The 16,155-nt window shown below is 69.4% G+C and carries 15 protein-coding genes; 7 read left to right on the top strand and 8 right to left on the bottom strand.

All coding sequences use genetic code 11. The features are described 5' to 3' along the window. Window positions 1-138: 138 nt before the first annotated feature. Window positions 139-1,320 (top strand): 5-demethoxyubiquinol-8 5-hydroxylase UbiM, encoded by a 1,182-nt coding sequence (gene ubiM / locus AC1DGW_RS14465; protein ID WP_478024237.1) that lies wholly within the window; start codon window positions 139-141, stop codon window positions 1,318-1,320. 115 nt (window positions 1,321-1,435) lie between these two features. On the opposite strand, the gene AC1DGW_RS14460 is transcribed toward ubiM, so the two are convergent. Genes AC1DGW_RS14460 through AC1DGW_RS14450 form a run of 3 tightly spaced genes read right to left on the bottom strand, consistent with a single transcriptional unit; the run spans window position 1,436 to window position 2,900 of the window. After that, entirely contained in the window at window positions 1,436-1,657 is a 222-nt protein-coding gene (locus tag AC1DGW_RS14460) for an RNA-binding S4 domain-containing protein (RefSeq protein ID WP_478024235.1), read from the bottom strand. A gap of 57 nt (window positions 1,658-1,714) precedes the next feature. After that, the gene (locus tag AC1DGW_RS14455; RefSeq protein WP_478024233.1) at window positions 1,715-2,371 is read right to left on the bottom strand and encodes a serine/threonine protein kinase; all 657 of its coding nucleotides are present in this window, start codon (window positions 2,369-2,371) and stop codon (window positions 1,715-1,717) included. A 19-nt stretch (window positions 2,372-2,390) separates the two neighbouring features. Next, window positions 2,391-2,900: an RNA polymerase sigma factor gene (locus tag AC1DGW_RS14450; protein WP_478024230.1), complete on the bottom strand. Its 510-nt coding sequence runs from the start codon at window positions 2,898-2,900 to the stop codon at window positions 2,391-2,393. 160 nt (window positions 2,901-3,060) lie between these two features. Between AC1DGW_RS14450 and AC1DGW_RS14445 the strand changes: the two genes are divergently transcribed. The 4 genes from AC1DGW_RS14445 (at window position 3,061) to AC1DGW_RS14430 (ending at window position 8,714) form a co-directional block, all read left to right on the top strand. Then, a complete protein-coding gene (locus tag AC1DGW_RS14445; protein ID WP_478024228.1) occupies window positions 3,061-4,983 on the top strand; it encodes a DEAD/DEAH box helicase in 1,923 nt (640 codons plus the stop codon). A 196-nt stretch (window positions 4,984-5,179) separates the two neighbouring features. Continuing rightward, window positions 5,180-6,829 (top strand): sensor domain-containing diguanylate cyclase, encoded by a 1,650-nt coding sequence (locus tag AC1DGW_RS14440; RefSeq protein WP_478024225.1) that lies wholly within the window; start codon window positions 5,180-5,182, stop codon window positions 6,827-6,829. 7 nt (window positions 6,830-6,836) lie between these two features. Continuing rightward, window positions 6,837-7,559 carry a pseudouridine synthase gene (locus AC1DGW_RS14435; RefSeq protein WP_478024223.1) on the top strand — a complete coding sequence of 241 codons (723 nt, stop codon included), beginning with the start codon at window positions 6,837-6,839 and terminating at the stop codon, window positions 7,557-7,559. 90 nt (window positions 7,560-7,649) lie between these two features. Then, window positions 7,650-8,714, top strand: coding sequence for a GGDEF domain-containing protein (locus AC1DGW_RS14430; RefSeq protein ID WP_478024220.1), 1,065 nt, complete (start codon window positions 7,650-7,652; stop codon window positions 8,712-8,714). 6 nt (window positions 8,715-8,720) lie between these two features. Here AC1DGW_RS14430 and AC1DGW_RS14425 read toward each other — a convergent pair whose 3' ends face one another. From AC1DGW_RS14425 to AC1DGW_RS14415, 3 genes are all read right to left on the bottom strand, one after another. Then, window positions 8,721-9,644, bottom strand: a complete 924-nt coding sequence (locus AC1DGW_RS14425; protein WP_478024217.1) for a DMT family transporter — start codon at window positions 9,642-9,644, stop codon at window positions 8,721-8,723. 46 nt (window positions 9,645-9,690) lie between these two features. After that, the gene (locus AC1DGW_RS14420) at window positions 9,691-10,530 is read right to left on the bottom strand and encodes a DUF72 domain-containing protein (RefSeq protein WP_478024215.1); all 840 of its coding nucleotides are present in this window, start codon (window positions 10,528-10,530) and stop codon (window positions 9,691-9,693) included. Window positions 10,531-10,624: 94 nt separating this feature from the next. Further along, window positions 10,625-11,056 carry a VOC family protein gene (locus AC1DGW_RS14415; protein WP_478024213.1) on the bottom strand — a complete coding sequence of 144 codons (432 nt, stop codon included), beginning with the start codon at window positions 11,054-11,056 and terminating at the stop codon, window positions 10,625-10,627. Window positions 11,057-11,153: 97 nt separating this feature from the next. On the opposite strand from AC1DGW_RS14415, the gene AC1DGW_RS14410 reads away from it, so the two are divergent. Then, window positions 11,154-12,734 carry a serine hydrolase gene (locus AC1DGW_RS14410; protein WP_478024211.1) on the top strand — a complete coding sequence of 527 codons (1,581 nt, stop codon included), beginning with the start codon at window positions 11,154-11,156 and terminating at the stop codon, window positions 12,732-12,734. A 230-nt stretch (window positions 12,735-12,964) separates the two neighbouring features. Continuing rightward, the gene (locus tag AC1DGW_RS14405; protein ID WP_478024208.1) at window positions 12,965-14,797 is read left to right on the top strand and encodes an ABC transporter ATP-binding protein; all 1,833 of its coding nucleotides are present in this window, start codon (window positions 12,965-12,967) and stop codon (window positions 14,795-14,797) included. Between the two features lie 96 nt (window positions 14,798-14,893). On the opposite strand, the gene AC1DGW_RS14400 is transcribed toward AC1DGW_RS14405, so the two are convergent. Both AC1DGW_RS14400 and AC1DGW_RS14395 read right to left on the bottom strand, forming a co-directional pair. Further along, window positions 14,894-15,406 carry a DUF1993 domain-containing protein gene (locus tag AC1DGW_RS14400; protein ID WP_478024205.1) on the bottom strand — a complete coding sequence of 171 codons (513 nt, stop codon included), beginning with the start codon at window positions 15,404-15,406 and terminating at the stop codon, window positions 14,894-14,896. 144 nt (window positions 15,407-15,550) lie between these two features. After that, the gene (locus AC1DGW_RS14395; RefSeq protein WP_478024202.1) at window positions 15,551-16,123 is read right to left on the bottom strand and encodes a TMEM175 family protein; all 573 of its coding nucleotides are present in this window, start codon (window positions 16,121-16,123) and stop codon (window positions 15,551-15,553) included. Window positions 16,124-16,155: the final 32 nt, after the last annotated feature.

Raw genomic sequence — 16,155 nt, 5'->3', positions numbered from 1 at the left:
CCGCGCCTGCGGGCCGGTGTCCTGCGATCGGGACCTGTCGGCCCGGGGTGGGCGATCTCCGCCGCGCCTGATCCGGATCAAGGTCGGCGCCGTGCGCGGGCCGTAGGCTGTGCCGGACATGGAATGCGGAGGCGGAAAATGCGTGCTGTCGATGTACTGGTGGTGGGCGCGGGTCCGGCCGGGCTGTGCCTGGCGCGTGGACTGGCCGATACGGGGCTGTCGGTGACGCTGGTCGAGCTGCAGCCGGCCGCGGCGTTGGCCGAACCGGCCTTCGATGGCCGCGAGATCGCGCTGACCCACGCGTCGCGGCAGATCATGCGCGCGCTGGGCCTGTGGGAGCGCCTGGACCCGGCGCAGGTTTCGCCGCTGCGCAGCGCCAGGGTCATGAACGGCGCCTCCCCGTTCGCGCTCGGCTTTGCCGCCGGCAACGAGAACGTGGACGAACTGGGCTGGCTGGTCCCGAACCACCTGATCCGCCGTGCCGCCTGGGAGGCGGTGCAGGGACAGGCGGGGCTGGAACTGGTCGATGGCGCGAAGGTGACGGCGATCGAGACCGGCGATGCGGCCAACACGGTGGTGCTCGACGATGGCCGCCGCCTGTCGGCGCGGCTGGTGGTGGCCGCCGACAGCCGCTTCTCGGCGACCCGGCGGATGATGGGCATCGGCGCGCGGATGCGCGACTTCGGCAAGTCGATGCTGGTGTGCCGGCTCGAGCATGAACAGCCGCACCACCACGCCGCCTGGGAGTGGTTCGGCTACGGCCGCACGCTGGCGATGCTGCCCCTGCCGGGTGACCAGTGTTCGGCGGTGATCACCCTGCCGCCGCAGGGCATCCAGGAACTGATGGCGATGGACGATACGGCGTTCGGCGACGCCGTCACCGGCTTCTTCGAGCAGCGCCTGGGTCGGATGCGGCCGCTGGGCGCGCGCCATGTCTATCCGCTGGTCGGCGTGTACGCCCACCGCTTCGCCGCGCATCGCTACGCGCTGGCCGGGGATGCCGCCGTGGGCATGCATCCGGTCACCGCGCATGGCTTCAACTTCGGCCTGCAGAGCCAGCAACGGCTGGTGAAGGAGATCGCCGCCGCGGCCGCACGCGGCGGCGATCTCGGTGCTGCTGCGGTGCTGGCCCGCTATGAGCGCGGGCACCGGCTGGCGACGCGGCCGCTCTACGAGGCGACCAATGCCATCGCCGCGCTGTACAACGATAGCCGCCTGCCGGCACGCCTGCTGCGTGGCGCCGCGCTGCGCGCCGCGCACGGCGTGGCACCCTTCCGGAAGATGATCGCCTCGCACCTGACCCAGCGTGCCAGCTCCTGAGCTGGCCTGCATGCAGGGGCGGTTTCAGCTGCGACGGGGCTTTTCCCATTGAGCTGCGCCGGTTGCAGCAGGTAAATAGAGCGGCGGGAAAGCCCCGTCGCGGCTGAAGCCGCTCCTACGCGGCGGCCCGCACGCGGATGCGCACCTCGCCCAGCTCCACCTGCTGGCCCGCGCGGATCTTGCAGGCCTTGCGCAGTTCGACCTCGCCGTCGACGCGGACCTGGCCTTCGCCGATGGTCATCTTGGCCTCGCCGCCGCTGGACACCAGGTCGGTCAGCTTGAGCAGTTGCTTCAGTTCCACGTATTCGCGGTCCAGTTCGAAATCGATGGTCTGCATGGCCATGCCGGTGGGGAAAGGGAGGGATTATCGCCTGCCGTGGATCCCTCCTGCCCGTCACTCTTGCTCGAACCGGCGCAGCTCCTCGATCACAGCCTGTGCCTGGCGCAGGCTGTAGCCGCTGACCGCATCCTCGACGCGGCGGGCCAGCCCCGGCCGCGGCGATGTCAGCGCCCAGCGGTACAGCGCCGCGGTACCCAGCCAGCCGAGCAGACCGGTTCCCATGCTGGCCCAGAACCACGGCGCCATGCCCGGCCAGGCGGGCACGCCGGCGATGCCGGCCAGCGCAACCAGCACCACGACCCACATCACCCACCACGGCCAGCCGGCGAGCATGCCGTTGAGCGTCTGCAGGCGGCGCAGCCGGCCCAGGCCGCGCTCGAGTTCCAGTACCGGGGCGGTGGGGTCCAGGTGGCGCAGCCGACCCAACACGACGCCGGCCAGGGCCGCGGTCAGCACGCCGAAGGCATGCACGGCCAGACCGGCGGCCAGGTAGGCCGGCATATCGAGGTTGCGCCGCCAGCAGGCGATGCCGAGCACGACCAGGCCGATGCCGAACGCCAGCTGCAGCCACTGGCCGCGCCGCAGGGGAGTGAGGCGGTCGTGCAGGCGCTGGCCGGCCTGTCCGCGCAGCAGCCGCAGGTCCAGCGCCTGCTGCCGTTCAAGGTGGTGGGCCAGCGTCTGCCAGGTGGTCTTCAGTTCGTCCGGTTCCATGATGATCTCCTCGGGGCGGTCAGAGTTCGTTGCGCAGGCGCGCCTTCAGGCGGCCGATCTTGGTGGCGACGTTGGTGACGCTCAGGCCCAGCACCTCGGCGATCTCCCGCTGCGGGCATTCGTCCAGGTGGAGCAGCATCAGGGCGCGGTCCAGCGGCGGCAGGGCATGGATGAAGCGGTACAGGCGCTCCACCTGCTGCGCCCGGTCGGGATCGTGCGGCGCCGGGTCGGCCAGGGTGTCGAGCAGGTCGTCGCCCGCGCCCTGCAGCGGCGGCGTCCGGGTCCGCCCGCGCAGCTGCGAGATCGCCACGTTCAGCGCGATCCGGTACATCCAGGTCGAGAACGGCCGCGCCGGGTCGTAGCCCGGCCAGGCCCGCCACAGCTGGGCGGCGATCTCCTGGGCCAGGTCCTCGCGGTCCTCCAGCTGGCGCGCATAGCTGCCGGCCACCTTGACCAGGATGCCGCGATGGCGCTGCAGCAGTTCGGTGAAGCGGGCCGGGGGCGCGGGAAGCAGCTGGGACGGGGCCATGACGGTCGCAAGGGGGACGATGCCGGGTGATTCGCCGGCCGCCGCCGGATATCACAGCTGAACGGATGCCATCGGGGATTTCGACAGCAGCCGGCGCAAGGCGCACAATACGCCCCATTTTCCTGCCCGCTGCGTTCGCCGCGGTGCCCCCGGAGCCCCCATGTCCCAAGAATTCCCCGCGCCGCTGCTGTTCGCAGATCTCGGCCTCTCAGAGCCTGTGATGAAAGCGGTCGCCGATGTCGGTTACGAGACCCCGTCGCCCATCCAGGCCGCCACCATCCCGGCGATGCTGGAAGGCCGCGACGTGCTCGGCCAGGCGCAGACCGGTACCGGCAAGACCGGCGCCTTCGCGCTGCCGGTGCTGTCCAACATCGACCTCAACGCCACCAAGCCGCAGGTGCTGGTGCTGGCGCCGACCCGCGAACTGGCCATCCAGGTCGCCGAGGCGTTCCAGACTTATTCGGCCTCGATGCCCGGTTTCCGCGTGCTGCCGGTGTACGGCGGCCAGCCATACGGCCAGCAGCTGTCGGCCCTGCGCCGCGGCGTGCACGTCGTGGTCGGTACCCCGGGCCGCGTGATCGATCACCTCGATCGTGGCACGCTGGACCTGTCCGAGCTGAAGACGCTGGTGCTGGACGAAGCCGACGAAATGCTGCGCATGGGCTTCATCGACGACGTCGAGGCCGTGCTCAAGAAGCTGCCGGAGACCCGCCAGGTCGCCCTGTTCTCGGCCACCATGCCGCAGCAGATCCGCCGCATCGCCCAGACCTACCTGCGCGACCCGGTGGAGGTGACCATCGCCTCCAAGACCACCACCTCGGCCAACATCCGCCAGCGCTACTGGTGGGTGGCGGGCATGCACAAGCTGGACGCGCTGACCCGCATCCTGGAGGTGGAAACCTTCGATGCGATGATCATCTTCGCGCGCACCAAGGCCGGTACCGAGGAGCTGGCAGGCAAGCTGCAGGCGCGCGGCCTGGCCGCCGCCGCCATCAACGGCGACATGCAGCAGGCCCAGCGCGAGCGCACCATCGGCCAGCTGAAGGAAGGCAAGCTCGACATCCTGGTCGCCACCGACGTGGCCGCGCGCGGCCTGGACGTGGAGCGCATCAGCCACGTGCTGAACTACGACATCCCGTACGACACCGAAAGCTACGTGCACCGCATCGGCCGTACTGGCCGCGCCGGCCGCAGCGGCGAGGCGATCCTGTTCGTCACCCCGCGCGAGAAGGGCATGCTGCGTCAGATCGAGCGCGCCACGCGCCAGCCGATCGAGGAAATGCAGCTGCCGACCGTGGATGCGGTCAACGACCACCGCGTGAGCAAGTTCATGGACCGCATCAGCCAGGCCCTGGCCGGCGGCGACATGGATTTCTACCGCGACCTGCTGCAGCGCTACGAAGGCGAACACAACGTGCCGGCCATCGAGATCGCCGCCGCGCTGGCCAAGCTGCTGCAGGGCGATGCCCCGTTCCTGCTGGCCCCGCCGGTGCGCGAGCGCCGCGAACCGCAGGCCGGCCGCACCGAGCGCCCTGCGCGCGACGGCGGCTTCCCGCGCCAGCGCGAGGAGCGCGGCGAGCGGCCGGCGCGGTTCGAACCGCGTTTCGAGCGTGGCCCGCGCCATGACGAAAGCGAGCGCGCGCCGCGTCCGCCGCGTGGCGAAGGCGAGTCCGGCGAACGTCCGCGTCGCGAGATGCCGCCGCGCAGCGCGCCGGAGTTCGGCATGGAGACCTACCGCATCGAGGTCGGCCACGCGCACGGCGTGAAGCCGGCCAACATCGTCGGCGCCATCGCCAACGAGGCCGGGCTGGAAAGCCGTTACATCGGCCGCATCGACATCCACGACGACCACTCGGTGCTCGACCTGCCGGCGGATATGCCGTCGGACACGCTGCAGCACCTGCAGAAGGTGTGGGTGTCCGGCCAGCAGCTGCGCATGCGCAGGGTCGAGCCGGGCGAGGAGCAGGGCGCCGCGCCCTCGTTCAAGCCGCGTTTCGGCAAGGGGCCCAAGCCCGCCGGCCGTCCCGGTGGCCCGCGCTCGGGTCCGGGCGGTTTCAAGCCGCGCGGTCCGCGCGGCGCCTGAGCCCTTCCGGATGACGTGTTCCACCGCCATCGCGGTGGATCCGTGCGATCCGGCCTGGCAATGAGGCCGGTATCGGGTTTTTCCCGGCAGGGGTGGAAAAGCCGCATGCGACAATTGCGGATGCATCGGGATGTGCGCAGGGGAAGGGATGGTGATCGCGGGCAATAGGGTGAATGCGCAGGCGATGGCGGGACGGATGTTGCTGTCCCTGCTGCTGGCGCTTCTGTTGCTCCCGCTCGCCGCCGCCGCGCAGCCCATGCAGTCCGGCCGCGATTACCTGCTGATCGGCGAGCCGACCGACGAACAGACGCCGATCCGCGCCTGTCCGCCCGAAGCGCTGGAACGGCTGGGCGAAGGCATCCTGATCACCGCGCCCGCCGCAGGCTGGTCCGGCGCGCCGCAGGCCGTGGACGTGTTCAACGTGTTCGCCGGCGAGGTGATGATCTCCCACGGCGACCGTCGGATCTGCGGCAACATGCAGGATGCGCGCACCCGCGATTCGCGGTTCCGCGCCGGCATCGGCATGGTGATGGTGCCGAAGCCGGGCGACATGGAGCCGATCCGCGTCGCCTGGGAAACGCCGCTCAAGGCGCGCTGGGTCCCCACGCTGCGGCTGGGCGCGCCCAGCCCGGTGCAGCAGATGGATACGATGCGTCTGCTGGTGCGCACCGCCTGTATCGCCATCGCCATCGCCCTGGCGCTGTCGGCGCTGATGGGCTTTTTCACCACCCGCGACCGCGACTTCCTGATCTACACGCTGGCGACCGCGCTGCTGGTGGTCTGGCAATCGGTGCTCAGCGGCCTGAGCGGCTACCCCGAACCCTGGCTGCCGGTGGGCAGCTTCGCCTCCTGGTGGATGGTGTCGGCCTCGGCGCTGAGCATCGCGGTGATGGGCTGGGTGCTGTGGCGTCTGTGTGGCGGCCTGCAGGCCTGGCCGCGTTCGCGCCCCTGGGTGCGCCGTTTCGCGCAGCTGCTGCTGGTGCTGGCGCTGGCCACGCCGCTGTTGCCATGGGCCGGACTGGCCTGGGTGGCCGCCGCGCTGGACCATGCTTTCACCCTGGTCTGCGTGCTGGCGCTGGTGACCGGGATCGTCTCGCTGCGGCGTGGCGACTACCAGGTGGTGGATGGCATCGCCGCGGTGGCGCCGCTGCTGCTGATGGCGCTGGCGGATATTGCCGGCAGCCGCGAACTGGTGCGGTTCCGGGTCGAGGCCGTGCAGTTGTCGGTGACCTGGTTCCTGATGATGTATGCCTATGGCCTCAACCGCCGGCTCGGCCACCTGCGCCAGCAGCGCGACGAGATGCGCCAGCTGGCCGACACCGACGCGCTGACCGGGTTGCCCAACCGCCGCGCCGGCCTGCGCCAGCTCGAACGCCACATGCTCCGTGCGCGGAAGATCGGGCAGCCGCTGTCGATCGGTTTCCTCGACATCGACCTGTTCAAGCAGATCAACGATCGCTTCGGCCATGAGGTGGGCGATGCGGTGCTGGTGTCGGTGGCCAACACGCTGCTTGCCGCGGTGCGCGACCGCGACGATGTGATCCGCATGGGCGGCGAGGAATTCCTGGTGCTGTTGCCGGGCACGCACGCCGATGCGGCCCAGCCGCGGCTGGAGCATCTGCGCGAGAAGATCGCGCGGCAGGCGGCCGGGCTGCGCCATGACGGGCTGGTGGTCACTGTCAGCATCGGCCTGACGGAAATGCTCGCACAGGGCGACGACCTGACCGCACTGCTGCGCCGCGCCGACAACGCCATGTACCAGGCCAAGCGTGGCGGCCGCGACCGCGTGGTCGCCGCGGGCGACGATGCGCCCGCGCTGTCCGGCGACCCGGGCGATGGCGGATAATCCGCCGATGACGAACCGACTCAACAAGCACATCGCCGAAACCGGCTTCTGTTCCCGCCGCGAGGCCGACCGCCTGATCGGCGCCCGCCGCGTGACCGTCAACGGCATCGTCGCCGGCACCGGCGCGGTGGTCGGCGAGGGCGACGAGGTGCGCGTGGACGGCCAGCCGCTGCGCGTCCGTGCCGTGCAGAAGAGCACCGGCCGCAGGCATGTCTACATCGCACTGAACAAGCCGGTGGGCATCACCTGCACCACCGAGAGCGCGGTCAAGGGCAACATCGTCGATTTCGTCGGCCACGAGCAGCGCATCTTCCCGATCGGCCGCCTGGACAAGGATTCGGAAGGCCTGATCCTGATGACCAGCAACGGCGACATCGTCAACCAGATCCTGCGCGCCGAGAACGGCCACCAGAAGGAATACCTGGTGGCGGTGAACAAGCCGGTCACCGACGAGTTCCTGCGCGGCATGGCGCGCGGCGTGCGCATCCACGACCAGACGACGCTGCCATGCCGCGCCTCGCGCATCGCCAAGTTCGGCTTCCGCATCGTCCTGGAGCAGGGCCTGAACCGGCAGATCCGCCTGATGGCGGCCGCCTTCGGCTACCGCGTCACCCAGCTGCGCCGCGTGCGCATCGACAACATCAAGCTGGGCGCGCTCAAGCCCGGGCAGTGGCGCAACCTCACCGAGCAGGAACTGCGCGGCCTGTTGCCGCAGCACCGCGAGTGGTGAAGTGTGACCGGCTCGCCGCGCTGACCGGCGCGTGCAGCGGCTAGACTCGGCCTGTTTCCGCCGCTCCCAAGGACACAGGCCCGGACCCGGATGATCAAGCCCGCCCTTCCCGCCAACGAGGCCGACCGCCTGGCCGCGTTGCAGCGCTATCGCATCCTCGATACCCCGCGCGAACAGGAGTTCGAGGACCTGGTGACCATCGCCCGCGCCATCTGCGGCACATCGATGGGGGCAGTGACCCTGATCGACAGCGAACGGCAGTGGTTCAAGTCGCTGCAGGGGCTGGAGGGCGAGCAGACCCCGCGCGACGAGGCGTTCTGTGCCCACGCCATCCTGCAGCCGACGCACCTGACCGTGGTCGAGGACGCGCGCCAGGACGAGCGCTTCCGCGGCAATCCCTCGGTTACCGCCGATCCCTTCATCCGCTTCTACGCCGGCGCGCCGCTGCTGAGCAGCGACGGCCATGCGCTGGGCACGCTGTGCGTGTTCGATTCGAGCCCGGGACAGCTTGCGCTTACCCAGGCCGAAGCGCTGCAGGCGCTGTCGCGGCAGGTGGGGCAGATGCTGGAGATGCGCAGCCTGCGTCGCCGGATCGACCATCACCAGGGCGAGCACGAGTGGTACGAGGCACGCCTGGCCGAGTACTACGTGCAGTTGGAGCAGCAGAACCTGGAGCTGTCCGAGCAGACCCGCACCGATCCGCTGACCGGGCTGCCGAACCGGCGCGCGCTGTCCTCGGCGCTGGCCGAGGCGATCGAGCGCGGCATCGGCGCGCCGCCGGCCGTGGCCCTCGTCGATATCGACCATTTCAAGCAGGTCAACGACATCCATGGCCACGACGAAGGCGACCGGGTGCTGGTCGAACTGGCTGGCGTGCTGCGCGCCCAGTTCGCCGGGCGCGGCATGGCCGCGCGCTACGGCGGCGAGGAGTTCGTGATCCTGATGCCGGACACGCCGCTGGCGCAGGCCGAGCTGCAATGCCAGTACCTGCGCGAAGCGGTGGCGCACCTGCCGATGGGGCTGCCGGTCACGATCAGTATCGGGCTGGCGGCGCAGCACCCCGGCGAATCGGCGCAGGAAACGCTGCGCCGCGCCGATGCAGCGCTCTACCAGGCCAAGGCGCAGGGCCGCGACCGGGTGGTGGTCGCGGGTTGAGCGCGCCTATTCCAGCCCCGCGCCCGTGGCGGGCAGGGGCCGCGCGCGGTTGAGCAGCGGGTGCAGGAACACCGCGCCGATGATGATCGCCACGCCCAGGTAGAACAGCGGCGTCAGCTCGCGCTGCTCGCCCAGGAACAGCATCGCCAGCACGATCGCGTAGACCGGTTCCAGGTTGGTGACCAGTTGCATGGTGTAGGCGCTGAGGTGGCGCAGCGCCACCAGCGCCAGCGCGAACGGCAGCAGGGTGCACAGGCCCGACAGCGCCAGCAGCAGGACGCCGTCGTGCAGGTCGGGAATCACCCACAGCGGGCTGGCCAGGGCCGGCAGCAGCAGCGGCAGGGCCGGCGCCAGCAGGGTCAGGGTGAGGGTGCCGGCGCCGAGTTCCAGCGCGGTGACGGTCAGTGGATCGGCGTGGCTGACCAGGCGTTTGTTGAACGACCCGAACAAGGCCACCAGCAGCGCCGACAGCGCGCCCACCGCCACGCCCAGACGCATGCCGTCGGGCACGCCGCCGACTACCAGCGCCACGCCCGGCAGCACCGCCAGGCCGAAGGCGAGCTCGCGCGGCTGGAACGGCCGCCGGGCGATCCACGGTTCGACGATGGCGGTGAACACCGGCGCCAGCGCGATGCAGGTGGCCGCCACCGAGGCATTGGCCAGCTTCACCGCGCCGTAGAACGTGAGCCAGTGCAGCGCCACCAGCGCGCCGATGCCGCAGTAGCCCAGCGCCAGCCGCGGCGTGAGCGCCGACAGCCCGCGCCAGACCCGCGGCAGCAGCGCCAGCATCGCCACCACCAGCAGCATCCGCCACCACACCAGCGGCAGCGCGGGCAGGGTGATGAGCTTGCCGAGGATGGCGGTCACGCCCCACAGCAACACGCAGAAATGGATCTGCAGCAGGGCCTTGCGGGTATCGGGATTGGGCATCGGCAAATTGTCGCCGATGTGCGTTGCCGGCGCCGTACCCGGGGCTTCAGTTTTCGTGCAGAAGATGCAGCAGTTCGCGCGTCGCCGCCGGGTTGCGGTGTTTGGCCGCGCTGATGAAGTAGACGAACACCTCGCGCGGCGCCGGCGTGGCTGCCACCGGGCTGGCATGCGGCAGGTCGTGCGGATCGCGGCCCTGCCGCCAGTCGCCGATGCGTCCGGCCCAGCGCACCAGTTCCCGCGGCGGATAGCCGGTCACGCAGTCGTCGCGGCTGCGCATCAGCCGCGCGTAGACGAAGTCGGCGCACAGGTCGGCGGCATTGGGATGGTCCGGCGAATCGGTGAGGACCAGCGCCATCCCGCGCCGCCGCGCCAGCGCGACCAGCCCGGCGTCGAGGAAGGCCGGGTCGCGGATTTCCAGCGCGTGCCGCTGCGCACGGCCGTCCACCTGCGGCGGCAGCAGGTCGAGGAAGGCCGCGAAGTCGTCGCGGTCCAGCGTGCGCCCGGCCTCGAACTGCCAGACCAGCGGCCCCAGCCGGTTGCCCAGCGCGGCGATGCCGGCGATGAAGTCTTCCACCTGTGCTGCGGTGCCGGCCAGCCGCCGCGCGCCGGTGATGCGCTTGGGCGCCTTGGCCGAGAACACGAAGCCTTCCGGCGTGGCATCGCGCCAGCCGGCGTAGATGGCCGGCTTCTGCGTGCCGTAGTAGGTGCTGTTGATCTCGATGGCGGTGAGCTGGCGGCTGGCGTATTCCAGCTCGCGCCGCTGCACCAGCCCCGACGGGTAGAACATGCCGCCACGCCAGGGCGCGTAGGTCCAGCCACCGATGCCTACGTGCACGCCCCGCACGGCGGCGGTCGTGGCGGGAGCGGAAGCGAACAGGTCATCCATGGGCATGCGGATCCGGGCGGGGCGTCATTGCGCCGATTCTATCGGCAGGGTCCGCACATGCATCGTGGCGACGCATGTCCATGCCATCGCCGGCCTACGCCGTTTCCGCCGCCCACGGGTCGTAGCTGCCGAACCACCACAGGTGACCTTCCGGGTCGCGGCAGGCATAGCCGCGGCCGCCGTAGTCCTGGTCGGCGATGTCGATGACGATCTCCGCGCCGGCCGCCACGGCGCACGCATGGTGGGCGTCGGCGTCGCTCACGATCACGCAGGCGCTCTGCGTCTCCATGCCGCCGACCTCGTCGGGCTGGATCATGTTGCTGCCCCAGGCGCCGGGCTGCACCGAACCGAGCATCACCATGCCGTTGCCGAACACCAGTTGCGCGTGGTGGACGGTGTTTCCATCCTGGTAGACGGCGTGGCGCCGGAAGCCGAAAGCGCGGCACAGCCAGTCGATGGCCGCCGGCGCGTCGCGGTAACGCAGGCACGGAATGATGGTGGCGGTGGTGCGGGCGGCGAGATCCATGGCGTCGTTCCGATGGCGAGGAAGGCGAGGGTGGCCGTGGCCGCGTTACCATCGCGAGAAGGCCGGCCTGCCGGCATCGATCCCGAGGGAGAACGCATTGAACAAGTGGCTGGGGAGCGGGCTGGTGCTCGCGATGGGCGTGGCGGTGCAGGTGGCGGACGCACAGGAGAGGGCGATGCCGGGGGAACTGCAGCAACTCGATGCCACCGTGGAGCGGGTGCGGCAGCAGTTCGACGTGCCCGGCGTGGCGGTGGCGGTGGTCAAGGACGGCAAGGTGGTGCTGGAGCGCGGCTGGGGCCTGCGCGAGATCGGCAAGCCCGAGCCGGTGCAGGCCGATACGCTGTTCGCCATCGCTTCCAACACCAAGGCGTTCACCGCCACCTCGCTGAACCTGCTGGCCGAGGAAGGCAAGCTGAAGATGAGCGACCGGGTGATCGATCACCTGCCCGGATTCCGCATGTCCGATCCCTACGTCACCGGCGAAATGCGCATCCGCGACCTGCTCTCGCACCGCAGCGGCCTGAGCCTGGGCGCCGGCGACCTGCTGTTCTGGCCGACCACCACCTACAGCAACGCCGAGGTGGTGGCACGGCTGGCGCAGGTGCCGCTGAAGAACGGCTTCCGCGACCGTTATGCCTACGACAACATCCTCTACGCGGTGGCGCAGCAGGTGATCGAGAAGGTGTCCGGCCTGTCGTACGCCGATTTCCTGCAGCAGCGCATCTTCGACAAGGTCGGCATGGCCGGCACCCGCTACAACGCCGATCACCTCAAGCCCGGCGACAAACCGGCCATCGGCCATGCCAAGTTCGACTTCAAGGATCTGCGCCCGGTGGCGCCGCTGACCTGGTCCAACAATGCCGGCGCCGGCGGCATCTATTCCAGTGTGCACGACCTGGCCAAATGGATGAACGTGCAACTGGCCGAAGGCCGGCTCGCCGACGGCACGCCGCTGTTCTCGGAAAAGACCCGACAGCAGATGTGGCAGATGCAGATCCCGCAGGTGGTGGGCAAGCCATCGGTGCCGGAGCTGGCCGACGCCACACCCAATTTCGCAGGCTACGGCGAGGGCTGGAGCCTGAGCGACTACCGCGGGCAGAAGCTGGTGTGGCACACCGGCGGCTGGCCGGGGCAGGTCTCGCGGCTGACCCTGGTGCCCGGCCAGAACCTCGGCGTGGTGGTGCTGACCAACCAGGAATCCGGCGCGGCGTTCAACGCCATCACCCTGAGCGTGCTCGACGCGATGCTGGGTGCCCCCGTGCATGACTGGGTGGGCGCCTACGCCGCCAGCGTCGCCAAGGCGCAGGACAACGCCGACGAAGGCTGGCAGAAGCACCTGGCCGCGCGCGATGCGAAGAGCCGTCCGTCGCTGGCGCTGTCCGGCTATGCCGGCGCCTACCGCGATGCGTGGTACGGCGACGTGTCCGTGGAGCAGAAGGGCGGCAGGCTGCGCCTGCGCTTCGGTGCTACTGCCGATCTGCAGGGCACGATGGAGCACTGGCAGCACGACACCTTCGTCGTGCGCTGGGACAACCGCTCGCTCAACGCCGACGCCTTCGTCAACTTCAGCCTCGACCCTGATGGCAAGGTGCGCGAGGTACGCATGCAGGCGATCTCGTCGCTGACCGACTTCAGCTTCGATTTCCAGGATCTGCTGCTGGTACCGGTGAAGGAATGATGGTCTCCGCGGCGCCTGGCCGATAGCGGGCGCCGCGTACCCGTAGGAGCGCACATCTGTGCGCGAAAGCGGACTTTCCGTTAAAGCCCCATCGCGCACAGAGGTGCGCTCCTACTGATGGATGCAGGGCGGGTGGCCGCTGGCCGGCGGCGGTTCGTTCTCCCGGCTACCACCTGACCGGCGCACATACGCGACAATGCCCGGCATTGTCCGTCCGCTGGTCCTCCTCCATGTTCCGTTGGTTCGAATCCCGCCTCGACCCGTTCCCGCCCGACCCGCCCGCGCAGCCGCCGCGCGGGCTGTATGCGTTCTGCCGGCACTACACGCGCGGCGCTGAAAAATGGCTGCTGCTGATGGCGCTGACCACCGCCGGCATCGCCGTGGCCGAGCTGGCGCTCTATGCCTATGTCGGCTCGCTGGTGGACCGGCTTGGCACCACCACGCCGGCCGCCTTCCTCGATGTCGAAGGCACGCGCCTGCTGTGGATGGGCCTGCTGGTGCTGGTCGCGCTGCCGCTGCTGGTGCTGGTCAATTCGCTGGTGCAGCACCAGACCCTGCTCGGCAACTTTCCGATGCGGATCCGCTGGAGCGTGCATCGCTATCTGCTGCGGCAGTCGATGGGCTATTTCCAGGACGAATTCGCCGGGCGCATCGCCACCAAGCTGATGCAGACCTCGCTGGCGGTGCGCGAGACGGTCGTCAAGCTGTTCGATATCGGCAACTACGTGCTGGTGTTCTTCATCGGCACGCTGGCGGTGGCCGGCGCCTCGGACTGGCGGATGATGCTGCCGTTCGTGGCCTGGCTGGTCGGCTATGCGCTGCTGATGTGGCATTTCGTTCCGCGCATGGAGCGCATTTCGCGTGAACAGGCCGACGCACGCTCGGAGATGACCGGACGCATCGTCGACAGCTACACCAATATCGCCACGGTCAAACTGTTCTCGCATTCGCGGCGCGAGCAGGCCTACGCGCGCGAGGCGATGGCCGGCTTCCTGGACAAGGTGCATCCGCAGATGCGCCTGGCGACGCGGATCTACACGCTGCTGTATGCGCTGAACATGCTGCTGCTGTTTTCGGCGGTGGTGCTGGGCCTGTGGCTGTGGCACGGCGGTTCGGTAAGCGCCGGCGCGGTCGCCGTTGCCGTGGCGCTGGTGCTGCGCATGCTGGGCATGTCGCAGTGGATCATGTGGGAACTGTCGGCATTGTTCGAGAACATCGGCACCGTGCACGACGGTATCAACTCGATCTCGCTGCCGCCCACGGTGGACGACATGCCCGGCGCCCCGGCGCTGGCGCGGTCGGCGGGTGACATCCGCTTCGAGGATGTGTCCTTCCACTACGGCAAGAACCACGGGGTGATCGAAGGGCTGGACCTGCACGTGCGCTCCGGCGAGAAGATCGGCCTGGTCGGGCGCTCCGGCGCGGGCAAGTCCACCCTCGTCAACCTGCTGCTGCGCTTCCATGACGTGGAGCGTGGCCGCATCCTCGTCGATGGCGTCGATATCGCCTCCGTGCAGCAGGACTCGCTGCGCGCGCAGGTGGGCGTGGTCACCCAGGACACTTCGCTGCTGCACCGCTCGATCCGCGACAACCTGCTCTACGGCCGCCCCGATGCCAGCGAGGAGCAGCTGCGCGCGGCCGTGGCCAAGGCGCGCGCCGACGACTTCATCGCCGAACTGCGCGACAGCGCGGGCCGCAGTGGCTACGACGCCCATGTCGGCGAGCGCGGCGTGAAGCTCTCCGGCGGCCAGCGCCAGCGCATCGCCATTGCCCGCGTGCTGCTCAAGGACGCGCCGATCCTGGTGCTGGACGAGGCGACCTCGGCGCTGGATTCGGAGGTGGAGGCGGTGATCCAGGACAGCCTGGACGAACTGATGGGCGGCAAGACGGTGATCGCCATCGCCCACCGCCTGTCCACCATCGCGCGCATGGACCGGCTGGTGGTGATGGACCGTGGCCGCATCGTCGAGACCGGCACCCACGCGCAGCTGCTCGACGCCGGTGGCCTGTACGCGCGGCTGTGGGCGCGGCAGACCGGTGGCTTTGTCGCGGCCGAAGACTGAGGTGGCGCCGGCGGCCGTTGACCAGCGCCAGGGAAAGCCTCCGCCATGGCAGCGCCGACGGAGGCTTTCAGGCAGGACCTGGCCGGGTCGGCGGACTCAGTAGCTGCCCATGTAATCGCGCTTGCCGATCTCCACGCCGTTGTGGCGCAGGATCGCGTAGCTGGTGGTCACGTGGAAGAAGAACTGTGGCAGGCCGTACTGCAGAAGGTACACATTGCCCTGCAGCTTCTTCTCCTTCGGCGTGCCGGCGCGCAGCACGATCTCGCGCGATTCGCCGCCTTCGAACTGTTCGGGAGTGAAGGAATCCAGGTGCGCCAGCGCCTTGGCGATCAGCGCCTGCAGCTCGGCGAAGCCGGCCTCGGCGTCGTCCGGCCAGGACGGCACCTCGGTATTGCCCAGGCGCGAACTGATGCCCTTGGCGAAATCGGCCGCGATCTGCACCTGGCGCACCAGCGGGAACATGTCCGGGAACAGACGCGCTCCGAGCAGCGCGGCCGGGTCGATCTGTTTCTCGGCGGCATGGGCTTCGGCCTTGGCCAACACCCCGGACAAGGCGCCGAGCATCTGCTTGAGAACGGGAACCGAGGCGCTGTACATCGAAAGAGACATGGTGGAACTCCGTCAGAGGGAAAACCGGCACGGCGGGGTGGCCGCACGCGTGCTGAAACCCCGACAGCATAGGCTGTGCGCGCTCGATATGCGCCGGAGGCCAGGGGGGGCAGCGGCTGGGCGCTGCCGGCGCGCCGTGGCGACTCAGCCGAGGCGACGTTCGATGCGGCGGTCCGGGATCAGCCAGAGCAGCGCCACCAGTGCATAGGTCGCCTGCGCCAGGTGCACCTGCACGAAGCTCAGGCCGATGCCGAGCAGATACAGCACCGGGGACAGCTTGCCTTTCCAGTCCCCGGCCAGCATCTGTTTCAGTGCCGAGCTGTCGCCTTCGGCGGCGATGATGCGCTGCTGCAGCAACCAGTACGCCAGCGCGGCGGCCAGCAGCACGACGCCATAGGCTGCGTTCGGCAGTGCCTGGCTGTGGTAATCGTCCATCCAGCGGGTGCTGAACGGCAGCAGCGACAGCCAGAACAGCAGGTGCAGGTTGGCCCACAGCACGCTGCCGGAAACGCGGGTGGAGGCCTGCAGCAGGTGGTGGTGATTGTTCCAGTAGATGCCCACGTAGACGAAGCTGAGCACATAGGCCAACAACGTGGGGACCAGTGGTTTCAGCGCGACCAGCGTGGCGCCCTCCGGGGCTTTGATCTCCAGCACCATGATGGTGATGATGATCGCCAATACACCGTCGCTGAATGCTTCCAGACGCCCCTTGCCCATGTGATGTCCCCGTTGGTCGCTGTCTTCGCGTT

Source organism: Stenotrophomonas sp. 05N423 (assembly GCF_056397145.1).
Note: the sequence above shows the minus strand (reverse complement) of the source record. Positions and strands in the feature narration are given on the sequence as shown.